Source organism: Pseudomonas sp. TE3552 (assembly GCF_056278945.1).
In genome coordinates this window covers 3,757,633-3,782,240 of the sequence record NZ_JBWBQJ010000001.1, presented here as the reverse complement: position 1 = coordinate 3,782,240, position 24,608 = coordinate 3,757,633, and the positions used below count along the sequence as shown (strand labels likewise).

Genomic DNA, 24,608 nt, shown 5'->3' with positions numbered 1-24,608 from the left:
GCAGAGTGATCTGGTGGGGCTTTTTTGTGGCTGTTCGTAGGCGGATTACTGACTAAAAATATTCAGCCCCACCTTCGGCCTTGCCAATCGATGTGCTCACTCGTGTGATATGTCGACGTCCGTTGACCGAATAACTGCGCGCCTGGTCTTCAGATCCCGGTTTGCGCAGCGTCAGTAGTGCAAACAGTCCGTCCTTGTCGCTGTAGCTCCCGTACCAATTGATCAGTCTTGCGATGAAGCACTCATTGCTGATGACCACCGGCATATCGGCGACGGGTTCGACCGCGTAGTAACTTGCCCCAAAGCTGTAATAGTCATCACTGTCTTGTACTGAAGAGGGGATGGGGCAGATCGGGGTTTTCTGCTGGCCAGTCTCCAGGGCTTCACCTGTATTCACTTTGATCAAGGCTTTCGCGAGTACCTTTTGCAGCGTGGGCTCCAGTTCGAAAGGGGTAGTGCCGTCCTCCAGATATTGAGTATGGGGCACTGTCAGTTGATAGCCGTAGCGAACGGTCAGTGTAGGCACTTTGTTATTGATCTTCAGGGGATTGAGAAGAAAGACCTGGTCAACGCCGTAGCTACCGTTTCGGTAGGCGAAGTACATTTTTCCGCGAACCTTGATCCAGTTCACGGATTGGTTGGCGCCGCGGTCATTGGTATGGAAAAGTGAGCCGGATTCATGGGCAGACCCCGATGTCCTGCTGATGAACCGACCTTCACTGCGACGGTAGGTTTCTGTGTAACTGAACATCCCGGTGCCGCCGGAATAGGTTTCAACGATGAGGTCACGCTGTCCGTCGCCATCCATATCCATCAGCGTGTATGTGGTCTGCCCGGATTCAGCGGCGCTGTCGATGTCGGACGCTGTCAGTGCTTTCCACTCGTCCCCCGTGACATTTTGGGGAATGGTCTTGGGAAAGTGGGATTGCTCATCTTCACCCGAGTCGCCAGAGAATGACGTTGTGCCGCTGTCGAACGCCATAGAGTCGAGTGCCCGCTCCAACGCAAACTCGGGGTTGTCCTTGCTCAGGTCCTGGATGCGTTGTTGCAAATCCTCCATCACTTGTTTATCGATGTCATCGGGTTGGTAGGCAACGGCGTCGACCCATTGCTCGTGCAATGCCAGCAAGCGTTCGCGATAGTGTTGGTCCAGACAGGCGATGTCTTCGACGCAGTCATTGCGCACTTTCAACCACTGGCGCTGGGATCTCTTCAGTTCAACCTGTGCCTGCGAACCGGCGTTCATCAGCGTTCGATAGGCCGAACCCATTTGCGTATCTAACTCATACAGCTCTTTGTTCGCGCAAATTGTGTTTTCGACAGCGTTTGCCGCTTTTGTGCAGTCCATTCCGGTCGCCAGTGCGTGCTGGAAAAACAGCAGCGCGCAGGCAGATATGAGGTAACGTCCTTTGATGTACACGATGAAATCCTTTTCCTGGGTGGCGCACATTAAACTACGCATCCCAGAGGTTCACCTAACGCGTTGCATCCACTAGTGAATCAACTAGTTAGGGGGTATGGAGCGTGAGCGAAGGAGTTGAGTAGCCGGATAATGGTTCGACCTTCCCTGGTCTCCACTATCATCAACTGCTCAACTCCAGCCCAACATCACGCCGTCAGCGTGTGGTCCGTATCCCCGAACCAAGTGCGCACCAGATCGGGCCCAGGCGTACCAGTGTGGTCAAGCACTGCCACATCGACGAAGTTCTTGCCATTGCTTGCGCCATCAGGGTCCACCTTCACGGTGATGTCGCTGCCGGTCTGCACCACTTGGACAAAGTCCGACACCTGGCTGGTGCCGGCGACAAAGTTGGCCTTGAGCAGCGCGGAGAGGTCGATTTTGTCTCCTTCGGCGTAGTTGTAGTCGAGGATATGGTCGCCGCCTTCATTCACGTTGAAGTAGGCGAACACGTCGGCTCCCGCGCCGCCGCTGAGCGTGTCTGCGCCGCCACGACCCACAATGATGTCGTTGCCGTCGCCGCCACTGATCGTGTCTGCGAGCATGGTGCCCACCAGAGTGCCGCTGGATTCTCCGTGGTAACTGACTTGAGTGCCGGCCGCGCCGCCGTCGGTGACCTGGAAGTCTTCCGCCGAGTAATGCCCCATCAGGTTCACCTCGGCCCGATGCACGCCGTCGTCCACCGTCAGCAGGCCGCCGGCGCCAGAGGCGTTGGCGTTGTAGCTGAGCTGGGTGTTGGCGCCGAAAGCCACATTGCCGAACGTCAACATGTCATCGCTCTCAAGGCCGAGGATGCCGACCAGCGAGCCCGCCGTTTCGGCCTGGGCGATCACCAGCGTGCCGGCGCCTTCGCCGTGGAAGGCGACGGACCCGTGTGCAGCACCGGAGAAGGTCAGGGTCGCGTCGCCGTCGATGGTCGCGCTGCCATCGCCGGTCACGTCGGCCAGCAGGCGCAGATCGCCACCATTGGCCCACAGGTGCCCGGTGTTTTCGACCGTACTGGCAACCGTCATGCCGCCTGGGCCTGTGGACTCCAGCACCCCGCTGTTGGTGATGGTGTGGGTGCCGGTGTCGAGTACCAGGCTGTTCAGCCCGCTGGCCATGATCAGCCCCGCGTTGATCAGCACCATCTGCCCGGCACCCAACTGGCCGGCGCCGGAAATGCGGTTGTCGACGTTGTTCAGCACGGTGTCGGCGCTGCCGCCGAAAATCACGTTTTGCGCGTTGTCGGATAGCAGCACCTGGCCGCCACCGGTCAAGGTCGCGCCACGGAACAGAATCTCAAGACTGGTCGTGCTGCCGGCGGAGCCGAGCTCGATAGTGCCGCTGTTATGGATACTGCCACCGAACGGCATGATCGCGCCGTCGGCAATGGTGATGGTACCGGCGTTGTTGGTGATCGGGTCGGTATCGAACTGGAAGTTCGCTTCGCTCAAGCTCGCCGCGTCGACACCTTTCAGGGTGATCGTCTGGCCGGAGCCCATGCTGACCAGCGCATTGCCGTTTGCGTCGTTAGTGATGCTCACGTCAGCAAAGCCGTTGACGCCCGTGAAGCCGATCAGGTCGATCTTGTCCGCTGCGGCATCGAAGTTGTAGATCTGGTTGTTGCCGATCGGCTGGGCGAAGACGAAGGTGTCGGCACCGGACGAGCCGGTCAGGTTGTCGTCGCTGGACAAGGCGAAGATTGGCGCTCCAGGGGCGTAGGCTTCTACGTTATCCAAGACGATGGCGCTTCCTGTGGTCCCGTCTGCGTTGGTCCAGGTCTCCGTTACATGCAACACCATAGCGCCGACATAGCCTGCCGTCGTAGTGACGGAGAGTACCGAGGGATCGATGGTGGTGAGCGTCCAGCTGCCGTCGCCGAGATGCGTGGCGCCGTTCACTATCCAGTCCGCTGGAACACCGCTGATCGTTACCCTAACTTGAACGCTATGGTCTGCAGATGGGTTGGTCAGGGCCAGGTTAATGGGCTGTCCTGCCACGCCTGCAGGTGTTGCCACACTTATCGTGACGGTCTGTGTAGCACTGACGTTCGTACCGTCGTTGACCACCACGTTCACTATGCGAGGGGTTGTGGTATCGCGGTTTCCAGTTTTTGTGTCAGTGTATTGGATGCCATCGAGAATCGTCTGGTAGATCGCCTTGGTGGCCGAGCCCGTGATCGACAGCTCGCCGGTGCCGGCGGTGTAGCTCACGGTGAGGCCGGTGGCGGCGGTCGTTGCCGCCGCGTTGAGCGAAAGCGACTCCTTGTTGTCGCCGTCCGGTCGATTTGTCAACGTGACTGTCAGCGACGTCATGTTAGTGGAGTCAACATCGGTGAGCGTCGCCGATGGGGCGATCGATAGCGCTGAGGTGCCTGAATAGTTCGCTGTTGCATTATTACCGGCCGCCGCACCATTCAGGTCGAGTACCGGTGCGTCGTTAACCGCGGTGATGTTGATGTTGACCGTGTCGCTGTCGCTCAGCGCACCACCAGTGCCCGTGTTGCCACCGTCATTGGTCAGCATGGTCAGGGTGACCGCACCGTTGGCATTGGCAACCGGGGTGTAGGTTGGCTGGTTGGCGACCGTGGCCAGGTAAGTATTGATGTTGGCGAGGGTACCGGTGAGCACGATGCTGCTGGTGCCCGAGCCGCTGACCGTGACACTGCCTGCTGTCGCGGCCGTTAACGAGCCGCTGCCGACCGTGAGCGTGACCGAGATGCTGCCAGCGCCAGCGTCGACGTCTGCCACCGACAGGCCGCTGAGCTTGAATGCAGTGTCTTCATTCGTCGTGTAGCTTGCCGGCAGCGTGTTCACCGGTGTGTCGTTGAGCGCAGTGATGTTGATGTTGATCGTGTCGCTGTCGCTCAGTGCTCCACCAGTGCCCGTGTTGCCACCGTCATTGGTCAGCATGGTCAGGGTGACCGCACCGTTGGCATTGGCAACCGGGGTGTAGGTCGGCTGGTTGGCGACCGTGGCCAGGTAAGTGTTGATGTTGGCGAGGGTACCGGTGAGCACGATGCTGCTGGTGCCCGAGCCGCTGACCGTGACACTGCCTGCTGTCGCGGCCGTTAACGAGCCGCTGCCGACCGTGAGCGTGACCGAGATGCTGCCAGCGCCAGCGTCGACGTCTGCCACCGACAGGCCGCTGAGCTTGAATGCAGTGTCTTCATTCGTTGTGTAGCTTGCCGGCAGCGTGTTCACCGGTGTGTCGTTGAGCGCAGTGATGTTGATGTTGATCGTGTCGCTGTCGCTCAGTGCTCCACCAGTGCCCGTGTTGCCACCGTCATTGGTCAGCATGGTCAGGGTGACCGTACCGTTGGCATTGGCAGTCGGGGTGTAGGTCGGCTGGTTGGCGACCGTGGCCAGGTAAGTGTTGATGTTGGCGAGGGTACCCGTGAGCACGATGCTGCTGGTGCCTGAGCCGCTGACCGAGACACTGCCCGCTGTCGCGGCCGTTAACGAGCCGCTGCCGACCGTGAGCGTGACCGAGATGCTGCCAGCGCCTGCGTCGACGTCTGCCACCGACAGGCCGCTGAGCTTGAACGCAGTGTCTTCATTCGTCGTGTAGCTTGCCGGCAGCGAGTTCACCGGCGTGTCGTTGAGCGCGGTGATGTTGATGTTGATCGTGTCGCTGTCGCTCAGTGCACCACCAGTGCCTGTGTTGCCGCCGTCATTGGTCAGCATGGTCAGGGTGACCGCACCGTTGGCATTGGCAACCGGGGTGTAGGTCGGCTGGTTGGCGACCGTGGCCAGGTAAGTGTTGATGTTGGCGAGGGTACCCGTGAGCACGATGCTGCTGGTGCCTGAGCCGCTGACCGTGACACTGCCTGCTGTCGCGGCCGTTAACGAGCCGCTGCCGACCGTGAGCGTGACGGAGATGTTGCCAGTGCCTGCGTCGACGTCAGCCACCGACAGACCGCTGAGCTTGAATGCGGTGTCTTCATTCGTCGTGTAGCTTGCCGGCAGCGTGTTCACTGGCGTGTCGTTGAGCGCGGTGATGCCGAGGGTGACGCTGTGCGAGATGCTGCTGTCGATGCCGTCGCTGACCAGAACGTTCACTGTCCGATCAGAAGTGGTCGGCGTATTGCTGGAGTTGTTGTAGAGGATGCCGTCCAGAATCGTCTGGTATGTGGCCTTACTGGCCGAACCGGTGATCGACAGCACGCCGGTGCTGGTGGTGTAGCTGACCGTCAGGCCGGCCGCTGCGGTAGTGGCGCTCGCGTTAAGCGATAGCGACTCGGTGGTGTTGCCGTCAGGGCGCACCGTCAGCGTCGCCGTCATCGAGGTCAGGTTGGCCGAGTCGACGTCGGTGATGGTCGCCGACGGGGCGATCAGCACGGAGGTCTGTTCGGTGAAGGCTGCGGTCGCGTCGCTGCCGACGCTTCCACCGTTCAGGTCGGTTACCGGTGCATCGTTAGTGCCGTTGATGGTGACGCTGACCGAGGTCTCGGTGCCATCAGCACTGAATACCGCGAAGGTGTCGGTCAGGCTGTCGCCGACATTGAGTGCATCGAAGGCCGAGTTGGCGGTATAGCTCCAGTTACCCGCGGCATCGATGGCGAAGGTCCCGTTGGCGCTGGTAGTGCCGGACTGCGCCTGGAAGCTTTCCGGGCTGTCGATATCGCTGACGGTCAGGCTGCCACCGGTGGTCAGCGGAGCATTGGTTTCGCTCAGCGTGACGCTGGCCGAGGACAGCACTGCGGCGTCGTTGCTGCCGGTGACGGTCACGGTCACCTGCTGGGTGTCGACGCCGCCGAGGCCATCGCTGACCTGCACGCTGAACACTTCGTTATGACTTTCGCCGGCCTTCAGCGACTGCACCGCACTGGCAACGCCATCGCTGCCGTTGGCCAGGGTGTAAGTCCATTGGCCGCTGCCGTCCACGGCGATCGAGCCGTAGGTTCCGGTTGCCGAGCCATTGATCGACCAGGTGGCGGTGGCCGCATGATCGATGTCGCTTGAGCTGAACTGGCCACTGACGCTGAGGGTGCTGTCTTCCTGCACGGCGCCGACCTCATTACCCGACGCGAAGCTGAGCACCGGCGCGTCGTTGCTGCCGGTGACGGTGACGGTCATCTGCTGGGTGTCGACGCCGCCCAAGCCATCGCTGACCTGGATGGTGAACACTTCGTCGTGAGTCTCGCCGGCCTTCAGCGATTGCACCGCACCGGCAACGCCATCGCTGCCGTTGGCCAGGGTGTAAGTCCATTGGCCGCTGCTGTCCACGGCGATCGAGCCGTAGGTTCCGGTTGCCGAGCCATTGATCGACCAGGTGGCGGTGGCCGCATGGTCGATGTCGCTTGAGCTGAACTGGCCACTGACGCTGAGGGTGCTGTCTTCCTGCACGGCGCCGACCTCATTACCCGACGCGAAGCTGAGCACCGGCGCGTCGTTGCTGCCGGTGACGGTGACGGTCACCTGCTGGGTGTCGACGCCGCCGAGGCCATCGCTGACCTGGATGGTGAACACCTCGTCGTGGCTCTCGCCGGCCTTCAGCGATTGCACGGCACCGGCAACGCCATCGCTGCCGTTGGCCAGGGTGTAAGTCCATTGGCCGCTGCTGTCCACGGCGATCGAGCCATAAGTGCCGTTAGCTGTTCCGGCGATGCTCCAGGTAGCCGTGGCCGCATGGTCGATGTCGCTTGAGCTGAACTGGCCGCTGACGCTGAGGATGCTGTCTTCCTGCACCGCGCCGACATCGTTGCCGCTGGCGAAGCTGAGTACGGGGGCGTCGTTGCTGCCGGTGACGGTGACGGTCACCTGCTGGGTGTCGACGCCGCCGAGGCCATCGCTGACCTGGATGGTGAACACCTCGTCGTGGCTCTCGCCGGCCTTCAGTGATTGCACGGCACTGGCGACGCCATCGCTGCCATTGGCTAACGTGTAGGTCCATTGACCGCTGCTGTCCACGGCGATCGAGCCATAAGTGCCGTTAGCTGTTCCGGCGATGCTCCAGGTAGCCGTGGCCGCATGGTCGATGTCGCTTGAGCTGAACTGGCCGCTGACGCTGAGGATGCTGTCTTCCTGCACGGCGCCGACATCGTTGCCGCTGGCGAAGCTGAGTACGGGGGCGTCGTTGCTGCCGGTGACAGTGACAGTCACCTGCTGAGTGTCGACGCCGCCCAGGCCATCGCTGACCTGGATGGTGAACACTTCATCATGACTCTCGCCGGCCTTCAGTGATTGCACGGCACCGGCGACGCCATCGCTGCCGTTGGCCAGGGTGTAGGTCCATTGGCCAGTGCTGTCGACGGCGATGGAACCGTAAGTGCCGGTATTGGACCCGGCAATGCTCCAGGTGGCGGTGGCATCGTGGTCGATGTCGGCCGAGCTGAACTGGCCGCTGACGCTGAGGGTGGTGTCTTCCTGCACCGCGCCGACATCGTTGCCCGACGCGAAACTGAGCACTGGCGCGTCGTTGCTGCCGGTGACAGTGACAGTCACCTGCTGAGTGTCGACGCCGCCCAGGCCATCGCTGACCTGCACGCTGAACACTTCGTCGTGACTCTCGCCGGCTTTCAGTGATTGCACGGCACTGGCAACGCCATCGGTGCCGTTGGCCAAGGTGTAGGTCCATTGGCCGCTGCTGTCGACGGCGATCGAGCCGTAAGTGCCGGTATTGGACCCGGCGATGCTCCAGGTGGCGGTGGCCGCATGATCGATGTCGGCTGAGCTGAACTGGCCGCTGACGCTGAGGGTGCTGTCTTCCTGCACCGCGCCCACTTCATTACTCGACGCGAAACTGAGCACGGGGGCGTCGTTGCTACCGGTGACGGTGACGGTCACCTGCTGGGTGTCGACACCGCCGAGGCCATCGCTGACCTGCACGCTGAACACTTCGTCGTGACTCTCGCCGGCTTTCAGTGATTGCACGGCACTGGCAACGCCATCGCTGCCGTTGGCCAAGGTGTAGGTCCACTGGCCCGTGCTGTCGACGGCGATCGAGCCGTAAGTGCCGGTATTGGACCCGGTAATACTCCAAGTGGCGGTGGCATCGTGGTCGATGTCGGCCGAGCTGAACTGGCCGCTGACGCTGAGGGTGCTGTCTTCCTGCACCGCGCCCACTTCATTACCTGACGCGAAGCTCAGCACCGGCGCATCGTTGCTGCCAGTGACAGTGACGGTCACTTGCTGGGTGGCGACGCCACCGAGGCCGTCGCTGACCTGCACGCTGAACACCTCGTTATGGCTCTCGCCGGCCTTCAGCGATTGCACCGCGCCGGCGACGCCATCGCTGCCGTTGGCCAACGTGTAGGTCCACTGGCCGCTGCTGTCGACGGCGATCGAGCCATAGGTTCCGGTTGCCGAGCCATTGATGGTCCAGCTGGCCGTGGCATTGTGATCGATATCGGCCGAGCTGAACTGGCCGCTGACGCTGAGCGTGCTGTCCTCCTGCACCGCACCGACATCGTTACCGCTCGCGAAGTTGAGCACCGGCGCGTCGTTGCTACCGGTGACGGTGACAGTCACCTGCTGGGTGTCGACGCCACCGAGGCCATCGCTGACCTGGATGCTGAACACTTCGTCATGGCTCTCGCCGGCCTTCAGCGATTGCACGGCACCGGCAACGCCATCGCTGCCGTTGGCCAGGGTGTAGGTCCATTGGCCGCTGCTGTCGACGGCGATCGAGCCGTAGCTGCCAGTCGGCGAGCCATTGATGGACCAGGTGGCGGTGGCCGCATGGTCGATGTCGGTCGAGTTGAACTGGCCACTGACGCTGAGGCTGGTGTCTTCCTGCACCGCGCCGACATCGTTGCCCGACGCGAAGCTCAGCACTGGCGCATCGTTGCTGCCAGTGACGGTGACGGTCACCTGCTGGGTGTCGACGCCACCTAGGCCGTCGCTGACCTGGATGCTGAACACCTCGTCGTGACTTTCACCGGCTTTCAACGATTGCACGGCACTGGCGACGCCATCGCTGCCGTTGGCCAGGGTGTAGGTCCACTGGCCGCTGCTGTCGACGGCGATCGAGCCGTAAGTGCCGGTATTGGACCCGGCGATGCTCCAGGTGGCGGTGGCCGCATGGTCGATGTCGCTTGAGCTGAACTGGCCGCTGACGCTGAGGATGCTGTCTTCCTGCACCGCGCCGACATCGTTGCCGCTGGCGAAGCTGAGTACGGGGGCGTCGTTGCTGCCGGTGACGGTGACGGTCACCTGCTGGGTGTCGACGCCGCCCAAGCCATCGCTGACCTGGATGCTGAACACCTCGTCGTGGCTCTCGCCGGCCTTCAGCGATTGCACCGCACTGGCGACACCATCGCTGCCGTTGGCCAGGGTGTAGGTCCATTGGCCGCTGCTGTCGACGGCGATCGAGCCGTAGGTTCCAGCTGCCGAGCCATTGATGGACCAGCTGGCGGTGGCCGCATGGTCGATGTCGCTTGAGCTGAACTGGCCACTGACGCTGAGGGTGCTGTCTTCCTGCACCGCGCCCACTTCATTACTCGACGCGAAACTGAGCACGGGGGCGTCGTTGCTACCGGTGACGGTGACAGTCACCTGCTGGGTGTCGACGCCACCGAGGCCATCACTGACCTGGATGCTGAACACCTCGTCGTGACTTTCACCGGCTTTCAACGATTGCACGGCACTGGCGACACCGTCGGTGCCGTTGGCCAGGGTGTAAGTCCATTGGCCGCTGCCGTCCACGGCGATCGAGCCGTAAGTGCCGGTATTGGACCCGGCAATGCTCCAGGTGGCGGTGGCATCGTGGTCGATGTCGGCCGAGCTGAACTGGCCGCTGACGCTGAGGGTGGTGTCTTCCTGCACCGCGCCCACTTCATTACCCGACGCGAAACTGAGCACTGGCGCATCGTTGCTGCCGGTGACGGTGACGGTCACCTGCTGGGTGTCGATGCCACCGAGGCCATCACTGACCTGCACACTGAACACTTCGTTGTGACTCTCGCCAACCTTCAGCGATTGCACGGCACTGGCAACGCCATCGCTGCCGTTGGCCAGGGTGTAAGTCCACTGGCCCGTGCTGTCGACGGCGATCGAGCCGTAGGTTCCAGTTGCCGAGCCATTGATCGACCAGGTGGCGGTGGCCGCATGGTCGATGTCGGCCGAGCTGAACTGGCCGCTGACGCTGAGGATGCTGTCTTCCTGCACCGCGCCCACTTCATTACCCGACGCGAAACTGAGCACTGGCGCATCGTTGCTGCCGGTGACGGTGACAGTCACCTGCTGGGTGTCGACGCCGCCGAGGCCATCGCTGACCTGGATGGTGAACACTTCGTCGTGAGTCTCGCCGGCCTTCAGCGATTGCACGGCACTGGCAACGCCATCGGTGCCGTTGGCCAGGGTGTACGTCCATTGGCCGCTGCCGTCCACGGCGATCGAGCCGTAAGTGCCGGTATTGGACCCGGCAATGCTCCAGGTGGCGGTGGCCGCATGGTCGATGTCGGTCGAGTTGAACTGGCCACTGACGCTGAGGATGCTGTCCTCCTGCACCGCACCGGCATCATTGCCGCTGGCGAAGCTGAGCACCGGTGCGTCATTGCTGCCAGTGACGGTGACGGTCACCTGCTGGGTGTCGACGCCACCTAGGCCGTCGCTGACCTGGATGCTGAACACCTCGTCGTGACTTTCACCGGCTTTCAACGATTGCACGGCACTGGCGACGCCATCGCTGCCGTTGGCCAGGGTGTAGGTCCACTGGCCGCTGCTGTCGACGGCGATCGAGCCGTAAGTGCCGGTATTGGACCCGGCGATGCTCCAGGTGGCGGTGGCCGCATGATCGATGTCGGCTGAGCTGAACTGGCCGCTGACGCTGAGGCTGGTGTCTTCCTGCACCGCGCCGACATCGTTGCCCGACGCGAAGCTCAGCACTGGCGCATCGTTGCTGCCAGTGACAGTGACGGTCACCTGCTGGGTGTCGACGCCACCTAGGCCGTCGCTGACCTGGATGGTGAACACCTCGTCGTGGCTCTCGCCGGCCTTCAGTGATTGCACGGCACTGGCGACGCCATCGCTGCCATTGGCTAACGTGTAGGTCCATTGACCGCTGCTGTCCACGGCGATCGAGCCATAAGTGCCGTTAGCTGTTCCGGCGATGCTCCAGGTAGCCGTGGCCGCATGGTCGATGTCGCTTGAGCTGAACTGGCCGCTGACGCTGAGGATGCTGTCTTCCTGCACCGCGCCGACATCGTTGCCGCTGGCGAAGCTGAGTACGGGGGCGTCGTTGCTGCCGGTGACGGTGACGGTCACCTGCTGGGTGTCGATGCCACCGAGGCCATCACTGACCTGCACACTGAACACTTCGTTGTGACTCTCGCCAACCTTCAGCGATTGCACGGCACTGGCAACGCCATCGCTGCCGTTGGCCAGGGTGTAAGTCCACTGGCCCGTGCTGTCGACGGCGATCGAGCCGTAGGTTCCAGTTGCCGAGCCATTGATCGACCAGGTGGCGGTGGCCGCATGGTCGATGTCGGCCGAGCTGAACTGGCCGCTGACGCTGAGGATGCTGTCTTCCTGCACCGCGCCCACTTCATTACCCGACGCGAAACTGAGCACTGGCGCATCGTTGCTGCCGGTGACGGTGACGGTCACCTGCTGGGTGTCGATGCCACCGAGGCCATCACTGACCTGCACACTGAACACTTCGTTGTGACTCTCGCCAACCTTCAGCGATTGCACGGCACTGGCAACGCCATCGCTGCCGTTGGCCAGGGTGTAAGTCCACTGGCCCGTGCTGTCGACGGCGATCGAGCCGTAGGTTCCAGTTGCCGAGCCATTGATCGACCAGGTGGCGGTGGCCGCATGGTCGATGTCGGCCGAGCTGAACTGGCCGCTGACGCTGAGGATGCTGTCTTCCTGCACCGCGCCGACTTCATTACCCGACGCGAAACTGAGCACTGGCGCATCGTTGCTGCCGGTGACGGTGACAGTCACCTGCTGGGTGTCGACACCGCCGAGGCCATCGCTGACCTGGATGGTGAACACCTCGTCATGACTCTCGCCAGCCTTCAGCGATTGCACGGCACTGGCAACGCCATCGGTGCCGTTGGCCAGGGTGTAGGTCCACTGGCCCGTGCTGTCGACGGCGATCGAGCCGTAAGTGCCGGTATTGGACCCGGTAATACTCCAGGTGGCGGTGGCATCGTGGTCGATGTCGCTCGAGCTGAACTGGCCACTGACGCTAAGCGTGCTGTCTTCCTGCACGGCGCCGACATCGTTGCCCGACGCGAAACTGAGCACTGGCGCGTCGTTGCTGCCGGTGACGGTGACGGTCACCTGCTGGGTGTCGACACCGCCGAGGCCATCGCTGACCTGCACGCTGAACACTTCGTCGTGACTCTCGCCGGCTTTCAGTGATTGCACGGCACTGGCAACGCCATCGCTGCCGTTGGCCAAGGTGTAGGTCCACTGGCCCGTGCTGTCGACGGCGATCGAGCCGTAAGTGCCGGTATTGGACCCGGTAATACTCCAAGTGGCGGTGGCATCGTGGTCGATGTCGGCCGAGCTGAACTGGCCGCTGACGCTGAGGGTGCTGTCTTCCTGCACCGCGCCCACTTCATTACCTGACGCGAAGCTCAGCACCGGCGCATCGTTGCTGCCAGTGACAGTGACGGTCACTTGCTGGGTGGCGACGCCACCGAGGCCGTCGCTGACCTGCACGCTGAACACCTCGTTATGGCTCTCGCCGGCCTTCAGCGATTGCACCGCGCCGGCGACGCCATCGCTGCCGTTGGCCAAGGTGTAGGTCCACTGGCCCGTGCTGTCGACGGCGATCGAGCCGTAGCTGCCGGTATTGGAGCCGGCAATGCTCCAGGTGGCGGTGGCATCGTGGTCGATGTCGCTTGAGCTGAACTGGCCGCTGACACTGAGGGTGCTGTCTTCCTGCACCGCGCCCACATCATTGCCCGACGTGAAATTGAGCACCGGTGCATCGTTGCTGCCGGTGACGGTGACGGTCACCTGCTGGGTGTCGACGCCACCGAGGCCGTCGCTGACTTGCACGCTGAACACTTCATCGTGACTCTCGCCGGCTTTCAGTGATTGCACGGCACTGGCAACGCCATCGGTGCCGTTGGCCAAGGTGTAGGTCCACTGGCCCGTGCTGTCGACGGCGATCGAGCCATAGCTGCCGGTATTGGACCCGGCAATGCTCCAGGTGGCGGTGGCATCGTGGTCGATGTCGCTTGAGCTGAACTGGCCGCTGACACTGAGGGTGCTGTCTTCCTGCACCGCGCCCACATCATTGCCCGACGTGAAATTGAGCACCGGTGCATCGTTGCTGCCGGTGACGGTGACGGTCACCTGCTGGGTGTCGACGCCACCGAGGCCGTCGCTGACTTGCACGCTGAACACTTCATCGTGACTCTCGCCGGCTTTCAGTGATTGCACGGCACTGGCAACGCCATCGCTGCCGTTGGCCAGGGTGTACGTCCACTGGCCAGTGCTGTCCACGGCGATCGAGCCGTAGCTGCCGGTATTGGACCCGGCAATGCTCCAGGTAGCGGTGGCATCGTGATCGATGTCGGCCGAGCTGAACTGGCCGCTGACGCTGAGGATGCTGTCTTCCTGCACCGCGCCGACCTCATTACTCGACGCGAAACTGAGTACGGGGGCGTCGTTGCTACCGGTGACGGTGACAGTCACCTGCTGGGTGTCGACGCCACCGAGGCCATCACTGACCTGGATGCTGAACACCTCGTCGTGACTTTCACCGGCTTTCAACGATTGCACGGCACTGGCGACACCGTCGGTGCCGTTGGCCAGGGTGTAGGTCCACTGGCCGCTACTGTCGACCGCGATCGAGCCATAGCTGCCGGTATTGGACCCGGCAATGCTCCAGGTAGCCGTGGCCGCGTGATCGATGTCGGTCGAGTTGAATTGGCCGCTGACGCTGAGGGTGCTGTCTTCCTGCACAATGCCGGCATCGTTGCTGGGCGCGAAGCTCAGCACGGGCGCATCGTTGCTGCCGGTAATGGTGATGCTGACAGTCTGCGTTGCCGAAGCAGCGTTAGCCGCGCCACTGTCATCGGTGGCGACCACCGTGTACGAGAAGGTGATGGTTTCACCTGCGCCGAGGAAGTCGAGGTTCTGGCTGGTACTGTAATCCCAGCTGTCCTGATCGACCGAGAAGCCGGAGACCAGTGCCGAAGCCACGCCCGCATTGAGCGTGCCGCCGCTCCAGGTGATGTCGCCGTTGGCGGTGTGCGACACGGTCACCACGTCGGTGCTGTCCAGATCGGCAAAGCTCAGTGCGCCGCTGTCGCTCAGCATCGCCGCGCCATCGCCTTCGTTCATCGCGCCGGTGGTGTCGGCAATTGTCAGGGTTGGTTGGTCGTTGGTACCGGTGATGGTCACGTCCACGGTGGAACTCGAGAGTGCGCCGTGTTCGTCCTGCATGGTGTAGTTGAGTGTCACATGCGTGACCGCACCTTGCGCCAGATGATCAAAGTCGCTGCCAGGGTTGAACACCAGCTGGTTGGCGACCACGCTGGCGGTGCCCTGGCCGAGCGGGGCATTGGCGCTGTTCAGGGTGAACAGATGACCGTCATCGACGTCGGTGTCGTTGGCCAGGACGTTGATGGTCAGGGGCTGGTTTTCCGTGCTGGCGGCGACATCGGCCATCGCGACTGGGCCGTCGTTGGTGCCGGTGATAGTGACGTCCACAGTACTAGACGAGAGCGCGCCGTGTTCGTCCTGCATGGTGTAGCTGAGCGTCACGTGCGCGACGGCGCCTTGTGCCAGATGATCAAAGTCGCTGCCGGGGTTGAACAGCAGCTGGTTGGCGACCACGCTGGCGGTGCCTTGGCTGATTGGGGCACTGGCGCTGTTCAGGGTGAACAGATGACCGTCGTCGACGTCGGTGTCGTTGGCCAGGACGTCGATGGTCAGGGGCTGGTTTTCCGTGCCAGCGGCGACATCGGCCATCGCGACTGGGCCGTCGTTGGTGCCGGTGATAGTGACGTCCACAGTACTAGACGAGAGCGCGCCGTGTTCGTCCTGCATGGTGTAGCTGAGCGTCACGTGCGCGACGGCGCCTTGTGCCAGATGATCGAAGTCGCTGCCGGGGGTGAACACCAGCTGGTTGGCGACCACGCTGGCGGTGCCTTGGCTGATTGGGGCACTGGCGCTGTTCAGGGTGAACAGATGACCGTCGTCGACGTCGGTGTCGTTGGCCAGCACGTCGATGGTCAGGGTCTGGTTTTCCGTGCCGGCGGCGACATCGGCCACCGCGACCGGACCGTCATTGGTGCCGGTGACGGTGACGGTCACTTGCTGGGTGTCGATGCCGCCGAGGCCGTCGCTGACCTGCACGCTGAACACTTCATCATGACTTTCGCCAGCCTTCAGTGACTGCACGGTACTGGCGACGCCATCGGTGCCGTTGGTCAACGTGTAGGTCCACTGGCCGGTGCTGTCGACGGCGATGGAGCCGTAGGTTCCAGTTGCCGAGCCATTGATCGACCAGGTGGCGGTGGCCGCGTGATCGATGTCGGCCGAGCTGAATTGGCCGCTGACGCTGAGGATGCTGTCTTCCTGCACGGCGCCGGCATCGTTGCCGCTGGCAAAACTGAGCACCGGCGCATCGTTGCTGCCAGTGACGGTGACGGTCACCTGTTGAGTGTCGACACCGCCCAAGCCATCGCTGACCTGCACACTGAACACTTCGTCATGACTCTCTCCGGCCTTCAGCGACTGCACCGCACTGGCAACGCCATCGGTGCCGTTGGCCAGGGTGTACGTCCATTGGCCTGTGCTGTCGACGGCGATGGAACCGTAGCTGCCGGTATTGGACCCGGCAATGCTCCAGGTCGCGGTGGCTGCATGATCGATGTCGCTTGAGCTGAACTGGCCGCTGACGCTGAGGGTAGTGTCTTCCTGCACCGCGCCGGCATCGTTGCCGGTGGCAAAACTGAGCACTGGCGCATCGTTGCTGCCGGTGACGGTGACGGTCACCTGTTGAGTGTCGACACCGCCCAAGCCATCGCTGACCTGCACACTGAACACCTCGTCATGACTCTCGCCGGCCTTCAGCGATTGCACCGCACTGGCAACGCCATCGGTGCCGTTGGCCAGGGTATAAGTCCATTGGCCGCTGCTGTCGACGGCGATCGAGCCATAGGTTCCAGTTGCCGGGCCATTGATGCTCCAGCTGGCGGTGGCCGCATGATCGATGTCGCTTGAACTGAACTGACCACTGACGCTGAGGGTAGTGTCTTCCTGCACCGCGCCGGCATCGTTACCCGACGCGAAACTGAGCACCGGTGCGTCATTGCTGCCGGTGACAGTGACGGTTACCTGCTGGGTGTCGACACCGCCGAGGCCATCGCTGACCTGGATGGTGAACACTTCGTCATGACTCTCTCCGGCCTTCAGCGATTGCACGGCACTGGCGACACCGTCGGTGCCGTTGGCCAGGGTGTACGTCCATTGGCCGGTGATGCTGTCGACGGCGATCGAGCCATAGGTTCCGGTTGCCGAGCCATTGATGGTCCAGCTGGCCGTGGCATCGTGGTCGATATCGGCTGAGCTGAATTGGCCACTGACGCTGAGGATGCTGTCTTCCTGCACCGCGCCAAGCTCGTTGCCGCTGGCGAAACTGAGTACCGGCGCGTCGTTGCTGCCGGTGACGGTGACAGTCACCTGCTGGGTGTCGACGCCACCGAGGCCATCGCTGACCTGGATGGTGAACACCTCGTCGTGGCTCTCGCCGGCCTTCAGTGATTGCACGGCACTGGCGACGCCATCGCTGCCATTGGCCAGGGTGTAAGTCCATTGGCCGCTGCTGTCGACGGCGATCGAGCCATAGGCTCCGGTTGCCGAGCCATTGATGGTCCAGCTGGCCGTGGCCGCATGATCGATGTCGGCCGAGCTGAACTGGCCACTGACGCTGAGGATACTGTCTTCCTGCACCGCGCCGGCATCGTTGCCGCTGGCGAAACTGAGTACGGGGGCGTCGTTGCTGCCGGTGACAGTGACAGTCACCTGTTGGGTGTCGACACCGCCGAGGCCATCGCTGACTTGGATGGTGAACACTTCGTTGTGAGTCTCGCCGGCCTTCAGCGACTGCACGGCACTGGCGACACCATCGCTGCCATTGGCTAACGTGTAGGTCCATTGACCGCTGCTGTCCACGGCGATCGAGCCGTAGCTGCCGGTGTTTGACCCGGCAATGCTCCAGGTGGCGGTGGCCGCATGGTCGATGTCGGTCGAGTTGAACTGGCCACTGACGCTGAGGATGCTGTCCTCCTGCACCGAACCGGCATCGTTGCCCGACGCGAAGCTCAGCACCGGCGCGTCATTGCTGCCGGTGACGGTGACGGTCACCTGCTGGGTGTCGACGCCGCCCAAGCCATCGCTGACCTGGATGGTGAACACTTCGTTATGACTCTCGCCGACCTTCAGCGATTGCACCGCACTGGCAACGCCATCGGTGCCGTTGGCCAGGGTGTAGGTCCATTGGCCGCTGCTGTCGACGGCGATCGAGCCATAGGTTCCGGTTGCCGAGCCATTGATCGACCAGGTCGCGGTGGCTGCATGGTCGATGTCGCTCGAGTTGAACTGACCGCTGACACTGAGGGTGCTGTCTTCCTGCACCGCGCCCACATCGTTGCCGCTGGCGAAACTGAGCACCGGCGCATCGTTGCTGCCGGTGACAGTGACGGTCACCTGCTGGGTGTCGACACCGCCGAGGCCATCGCTGACCTGCACGCTGAACACTTCGTCATGGCTCTCGCCGGCCTTCAACGACTGCACGGCACTGGCGACACCATCGCTGCCGTTGGCCAGGGTGTAGGTCCATTGGCCCGTGCTGTCGACGGCGATCGAGCCGTAGGTGCCAGTTGCCGAACCATTGATGGTCCAGCTGGCGGTGGCCGCATGATCGATGTCGCTTGAGCTGAACTGGCCACTGACGCTGAGGGTGCTGTCTTCCTGCACCGCGCCGACTTCATTACCCGACGCGAAACTGAGCACTGGCGCATCGTTGCTGCCGGTGACGGTGACAGTCACCTGCTGGGTGTCGACGCCACCGAGGCCATCGCTGACCTGGATGGTGAACACCTCGTCGTGACTTTCACCGGCCTTCAGCGATTGCACCGCACTGGCGACACCATCGCTGCCGTTTGCCAGGGTGTAAGTCCATTGGCCGCTGCCGTCCACGGCGATCGAGCCGTAGGTTCCGGTTGCCGAGCCATTGATCGACCAGGTGGCGGTGGCCGCATGATCGATGTCGCTTGAGCTGAACTGGCCACTGACGCTGAGGGTGCTGTCTTCCTGCACGGCGCCGACCTCATTACCCGACGCGAAGCTGAGCACCGGCGCGTCGTTGCTGCCGGTGACGGTGACGGTCATCTGCTGGGTGTCGACGCCGCCCAAGCCATCGCTGACCTGGATGGTGAACACTTCGTCGTGAGTCTCGCCGGCCTTCAGCGATTGCACGGCACCGGCAACGCCATCGCTGCCGTTGGCCAGGGTGTAAGTCCATTGGCCGCTGCTGTCCACGGCGATCGAGCCATAAGTGCCGTTAGCTGTTCCGGCGATGCTCCAGGTAGCCGTGGCCGCATGGTCGATGTCGCTCGAGCTGAACTGGCCACTGACGCTGAGGATGCTGTCTTCCTGCACCGCGCCGGCATCGTTGCCGCTGGCGAAACTGAGTACGGGCGCATCGTTGCTGCCGGTAATGGTGATGCTGACAGTCTGCGTTGCCGAAGCAGCGTTAGCCGCGCCGCTGTCATCGGTGGCGACCACCGTGTACGAGAAGGTGATGGTTTCACCCGCGCCGAGGAAGTCGAGGTTCTGGCTGGTGCTGTAATCCCAGCCGTCCTGATCGACCGAGAAGCCGGCGACCAGTGCCGAAGCCACGCCCGCATTGAGTGTGCCGCCGCTCCAGGTGATGTCGCCGTTGGCGGTGTGTGACACGGTCACCACGTCGGTGCTGTCCAGATCGGCAAAGCTCAGGGCGCCGCTGTCGCTCAGCATTGCCGCGCCATCGCCCTCGTTCATCGCGCCGGTGGTGTCGGCAATTGTCAGGGTTGGTTGGTCGTTGGTGCCGGTGATAGTCACGTCCACGGTGGAGCTCGAGAGCGCACCGTGTTCGTCCTGCATGGTGTAGTTGAGTGTCACATGCGTGACCGCACCCTGCGCCAGATGATCGAAGTCGCTGCCGGGGTTGAACAGCAGCTGGTTGGCGACCACGCTGGCGGTGCCCTGGCCGAGCGGGGCGCTGGCGCTGTTCAGGGTGAACAGATGACCGTCATCGACGTCGGTGTCGTTGGCCAGGACGTTGATGGTCAGGGGCTGGTTTTCCGTGCTGGCGGCGACATCGGCCATCGCGACCGGACCGTCGTTGGTGCCGGTGATAGTCACGTCCACGGTGGAGCTTGAGAGCGCGCCGTGTTCGTCCTGCATGGTGTAGCTGAGTGTCACGTGCGCGACGGCGCCTTGTGCCAGGTGGTCGAAGTCGCTGCCGGGGTTGAACACCAATTGGTTGACGACCACGCTGGCGGTGCCCTGGCCGAGCGGGGCGCTGGCAGTGTTCAGGGTGAACAGATGACCGTCATCGACGTCGGTGTCGTTGGCCAGCACGTCGATGGTCAGGGTCTGGTTTTCCGTGCCGGCGGCGACATCGGCCATCGCGACCGGACCGTCGTTGGTGCCGGTGATAGTCACGTCCACGGTGGAACTCGAAAGCGCGCCGTGTTCGTCCTGCATGGTGTAGCTGAGCGTCACGTGCGCGACCGCACCCTGCGCCAGATGATCGAAGTCGCTGCCGGGGGTGAACACCAATTGGTTGGCGACCACGCTGGCCGAGCCTTGGCCGAGCGGGGCGCTGGCGCTGTTCAGGGTGAACAGGTGACCGTCGTCGACGTCGGTGTCGTTGGCCAGCACGTCGATGGTCAGGGATTGGTTTTCCGTGCCGGCGGCGACATCGGCCACCGCGACCGGACCGTCATTGGTGCCGGTGATAGTGACGTCCACGGTGGAACTCGAAAGCGCGCCGTGTTCGTCCTGCATGGTGTAGCTGAGCGTTACGTGCGCGACGGCGCCTTGTGCCAGATGATCGAAGTCGCTGCCGGGGGTGAACACCAATTGGTTGGCGACCACGCTGGCCGAGCCTTGGCCGAGCGGGGCGCTGGCGCTGTTCAGGGTGAACAGGTGGCCGTCGTCGACATCAGTGTCGTTGGTCAGCACGTCGATGGTCAGGGATTGGTTTTCCGTGCCAGCGGCGACATCGGCCACCGCGACTGGGCCGTCGTTGTTGCCGGTGATAGTGACGTCCACGGTGGAACTCGAAAGCGCGCCGTGTTCGTCCTGCATGGTGTAGTTGAGTGTCACGTGCGCGACGGCGCCTTGTGCCAGATGATCAAAGTCGCTGCCGGGGTTGAACAGCAGCTGGTTGGCGACCACGCTGGCGGTGCCTTGGCTGATTGGGGCACTGGCGCTGTTCAGGGTGAACAGATGACCGTCGTCGACGTCGGTGTCGTTGGCCAGGACGTCGATGGTCAGGGTCTGGTTTTCCGTGCCAGCGGCGACATCGGCCACCGCGACTGGGCCGTCGTTGGTGCCGGTGACGGTGACAGTGACCAGATGGGTAGCGACGCCGCCGAGGCCATCGCTGACCTGCACGCTGAACACTTCGTTGTGACTCTCGCCAACCTTCAGCGATTGCACCGCACTGGCAACACCATCGGTGCCGTTGGCCAGGGTGTAGGTCCACTGGCCGCTGCTGCTGTCGACCGCGATCGAGCCATAGGTGCCAGTTGCCGAGCCATTGATGCTCCAGCTGGCGGTGGCCGCGTGGTCGATATCGGCCGAGCTGAACTGGCCGCTGACGCTGAGGGTGCTGTCTTCCTGCACCGCGCCGGCATCATTGCCGGTGGCGAAGCTGAGCACCGGTGCATCGTTGCTGCCGGTGACTGTGACCGTCACCAGATGGGTAGCGACGCCGCCGAGGCCGTCGCTGACCTGGACGCTGAACACTTCGTTGTGACTCTCGCCAACCTTCAGTGATTGCACCGCACTGGCAACGCCATCGGTGCCATTGGCCAGGGTGTACGTCCACTTACCGGTGCCGTCCACCGCGATCGAGCCGTAGGTGCCAGTATTGGACCCGGCAATGCTCCAGCTGGCAGTGGCCGCGTGATCGACGTCGGTCGAGTTGAACTGGCCACTGACGCTGAGGGTGCTGTCTTCCTGCACCGCGCCGGCATCGTTGCCGGTGGCGAAGCTGAGCACCGGCGCGTCGTTGCTACCGGTGACGGTGACAGTGACCAGATGGGTGGCGACGCCGCCGAGGCCATCGCTGACCTGGACGCTGAACACTTCGTTGTGACTCTCGCCAACCTTCAGCGATTGCACGGCACTGGCGACGCCATCGGTGCCGTTGGCCAGGGTGTAGGTCCATTGGCCGGTGCTGTCGACGGCGATCGAGCCGTAGGTTCCAGTTGCCGAGCCATTGATGCTCCAGCTGGCAGTGGCCGCGTGATCGATGTCGGTCGAGTTGAACTGGCCACTGACGCTGAGCGTGCTGTCTTCCTGCACCGCGCCCACATCATTGCCCGACGCGAAGCTGAGCACCGGTGCATCGTTGCTACCGGTGACGGTGACCGTCACCAGATGGGTAGCGACGCCGCCGAGGCCATCGCTGACTTGGACGCTGAACACCTCAGCATGACTTTCGCCCACCTTCAGCGACTGCACGGCACTGGCAACGCCATCGGTGCCGTTGGCCAGGGTGTAGGTCCACTTACCGGTGTTGTCCACCGCGATCGAGCCATAGCTGCCGGTATTTGAACCCGCAATGCTCCAGGTGGCTGTGGCCGCGTGATCGACGTCGGTCGAGCTGAACTGGCCACTGACGCTGAGGGTGCTGTCTTCCTTCACCGCGCCGGCATCATTGCCCGTTGCGAAGCTGAGCACCGGCGCATCGTTGCTGCCGGTAATGGTGATGGTCACAGTCTGCGTCGCCGAAGCAGCGTTAGCTGTACCGCTGTTGTCGGTGGCGACCACCTTGTACGAAAAGGTGATGGTTTCACCCGCGCCGAGGAAATCGAGGTTCTGGCTGGTGCTGTAGTCCCAGCTGTTCTGATCGACCGAGAAACCGGCGACCAGTGCCGAAGCCACGCCCGAATCGAGCGTGCCGCCGCTCCAGGCGATGTTGCCGTTGGAGGTGTGGGACACAGTCACCACGTCGATGTTGTCCACATCGGCAAAGCTCAGTGCGCCGCTGTCGCTCAATGTGGCCGTACCGTTGCCTTCGCTCATGGTGCCGGTGGTGTCGGCAATCGTCAGCGTCGGCCGGTCGTTGGTGCCGGTGATAGTAATGGTCACGGTCTGTACCGTGCCGTCGCCGATCGCCACGTTATAGGTCTGGGTGAGGGTCTGGCCTTCGCCCAGGAACTGCACGGCGGCGTTGTCTACCGCGAAGTGCCAGCCCAGCGAACCGCTGCCCGTGCCGGTGCTGTCGTGCAGTGGATCTGTGGTGAAGCTGCCCAGGTAGCCGGAAGCGCCCGGTGTGACGGTGACGCTGTGAGTGTCGATCAGGTCGGCGTCGGTGAAGGTGATGCTGCCGTTGGCAGCGTAGTCGCCGCTGTCTTCCTTGGCATCGCCGGTCTGCACGCCGCTGGTGATGTGCACCTGGTCGTTGGTGCCGGTGAGGGTGATGATCACATTTTGCGTTGTCGATGAACCATGCCCATCGTTGATGGTGACCACATAGGTTTCGGTAGCCGTCTGACCTTGGGCCAGGTACTGGGCTGCCGCATTATTCACGGTATAAGTCCAGTTAACGGTGCCGTTGGCCGCATTGGCCGCTTCAATGACAGAGGCAAGGGCGAAGTTACCCAGCGCTGTGCTATTGCCTCCCGCCGCCACGAATGAAGCGGTATGCGTGTCGCTCAGATCGACATCGCTAAATGCAATCGTGCCCGTCGTACTCAGCGAGTCGGTTGTGCTAGGCGTCGTGGTCGCATCTTCGGTTACGGTGCCGGCCTGTGCGCCGAGGCTCATCGTCACGCTGTCATTCACACCTGCGAATTGCACCTGCGCAGTGGCCCAGCTGAGGGTGCCATTGCCGAGACGAATCGCATACGTAAAGCTGTCTGCCAGGGACGCTCCGGCAGCAAGCTCCTGAAGTTGCGTCTTGAAAGCAGTCGATAAAGTAGCGGCGTCGTAGCCGACTTTGCCATCCGATGTAATCCAGATTTTTGCCCCGTTTAGGCTGGTGTCGGTACTCGTAGCCTCGATTCTGCACGTGTCCTGGACCAGCAGATCGGCTGGAGCATAAACCTTGGTGGCAGTAGAAAGACTGGTCGCGTTATCGAGTGACCAGAGTGTCTTTGCGTTGCCACCCAGGTCATTGGACATGACGTCCAGGTACACCACACCCTGCAGGTCTTCAGTGATGATCGCGTTGCTCGTGCCAATGACACCTGTAGTGAAAATGTCGTCCTGCGCCTGCGGCGTATTGGAAAACGAAGTAACGGTGCCGCCGCTGGTCGTGGTGGTGGTAGCCATGTCTTTCTCCCGAGAATGTTTTTTTATTGGAATCGCCAGGGAAACTGCTAACAGGACGAAGTCCCGTGTTTGTGCCGCTCAGGGTGTTCAGGAGCGGTGCGGGGCGGCCGCCGGACATCGTCGGCATTCCGGGCCCGACGCAATAGGCGCTGCGGGCAGAGGGACGCTGGTGTCGCGGGGGTGAAAAAGTTCGCCGCACTTGAGGAGCGAATCGCAGGAGCTGCTGGGCGAACGAGGGCCCAAGCCCGGGGCTGCGCTGCGCATGGCGCGCAATAATCTGAGAGTACCCATATGGCAGGGACCCCTGAAGTGATGGCTGGGTGAGGCCGTGTTTTGGTACAGCACTGACTCAGGGATACGGCCTTTCCTGATATCAGTTTGATAGGTGTTTAGTTGTGGGCTCAGGCTTTGTAAAGGTGTTAACCGGATGAAACGGTGGCATGTGCCAATATTCCGACAAGTGGATGTTTTGGTGTCAATATTACGTCGATTTGTTTTTGGCGAAGGGGCCGCAGGCACTCAATACGGGTGCGCCTAAAATGAGCTGAAACCCTTATGCGGCAAGGGCTTGCTGTGTATTTTCAGTGCTGGGACACCCTCAAATTGCAACGTCAGCGGTTAAAAAAGCCCTGCCAGGGCATTCCTCTGTCGTTTTTTTTCATGCTCGAACCACCTGACGACTTATGTGGAACGTC

At 62.4% G+C, this 24,608-nt stretch carries 2 protein-coding genes; both read right to left on the bottom strand.

Annotation, left to right across the window (positions count from 1 at the left end; genetic code table 11):
• Positions 1-52 precede the first annotated feature (52 nt).
• Positions 53-1,420: a lysozyme inhibitor LprI family protein gene (locus ACZ9BB_RS16940; protein ID WP_476214726.1), complete on the bottom strand. Its 1,368-nt coding sequence runs from the start codon at positions 1,418-1,420 to the stop codon at positions 53-55.
• Between the two features lie 188 nt (positions 1,421-1,608).
• Positions 1,609-23,913: a VCBS domain-containing protein gene (locus tag ACZ9BB_RS16935; protein ID WP_476214725.1), complete on the bottom strand. Its 22,305-nt coding sequence runs from the start codon at positions 23,911-23,913 to the stop codon at positions 1,609-1,611.
• Between the last annotated feature and the right edge of the window lie 695 nt (positions 23,914-24,608).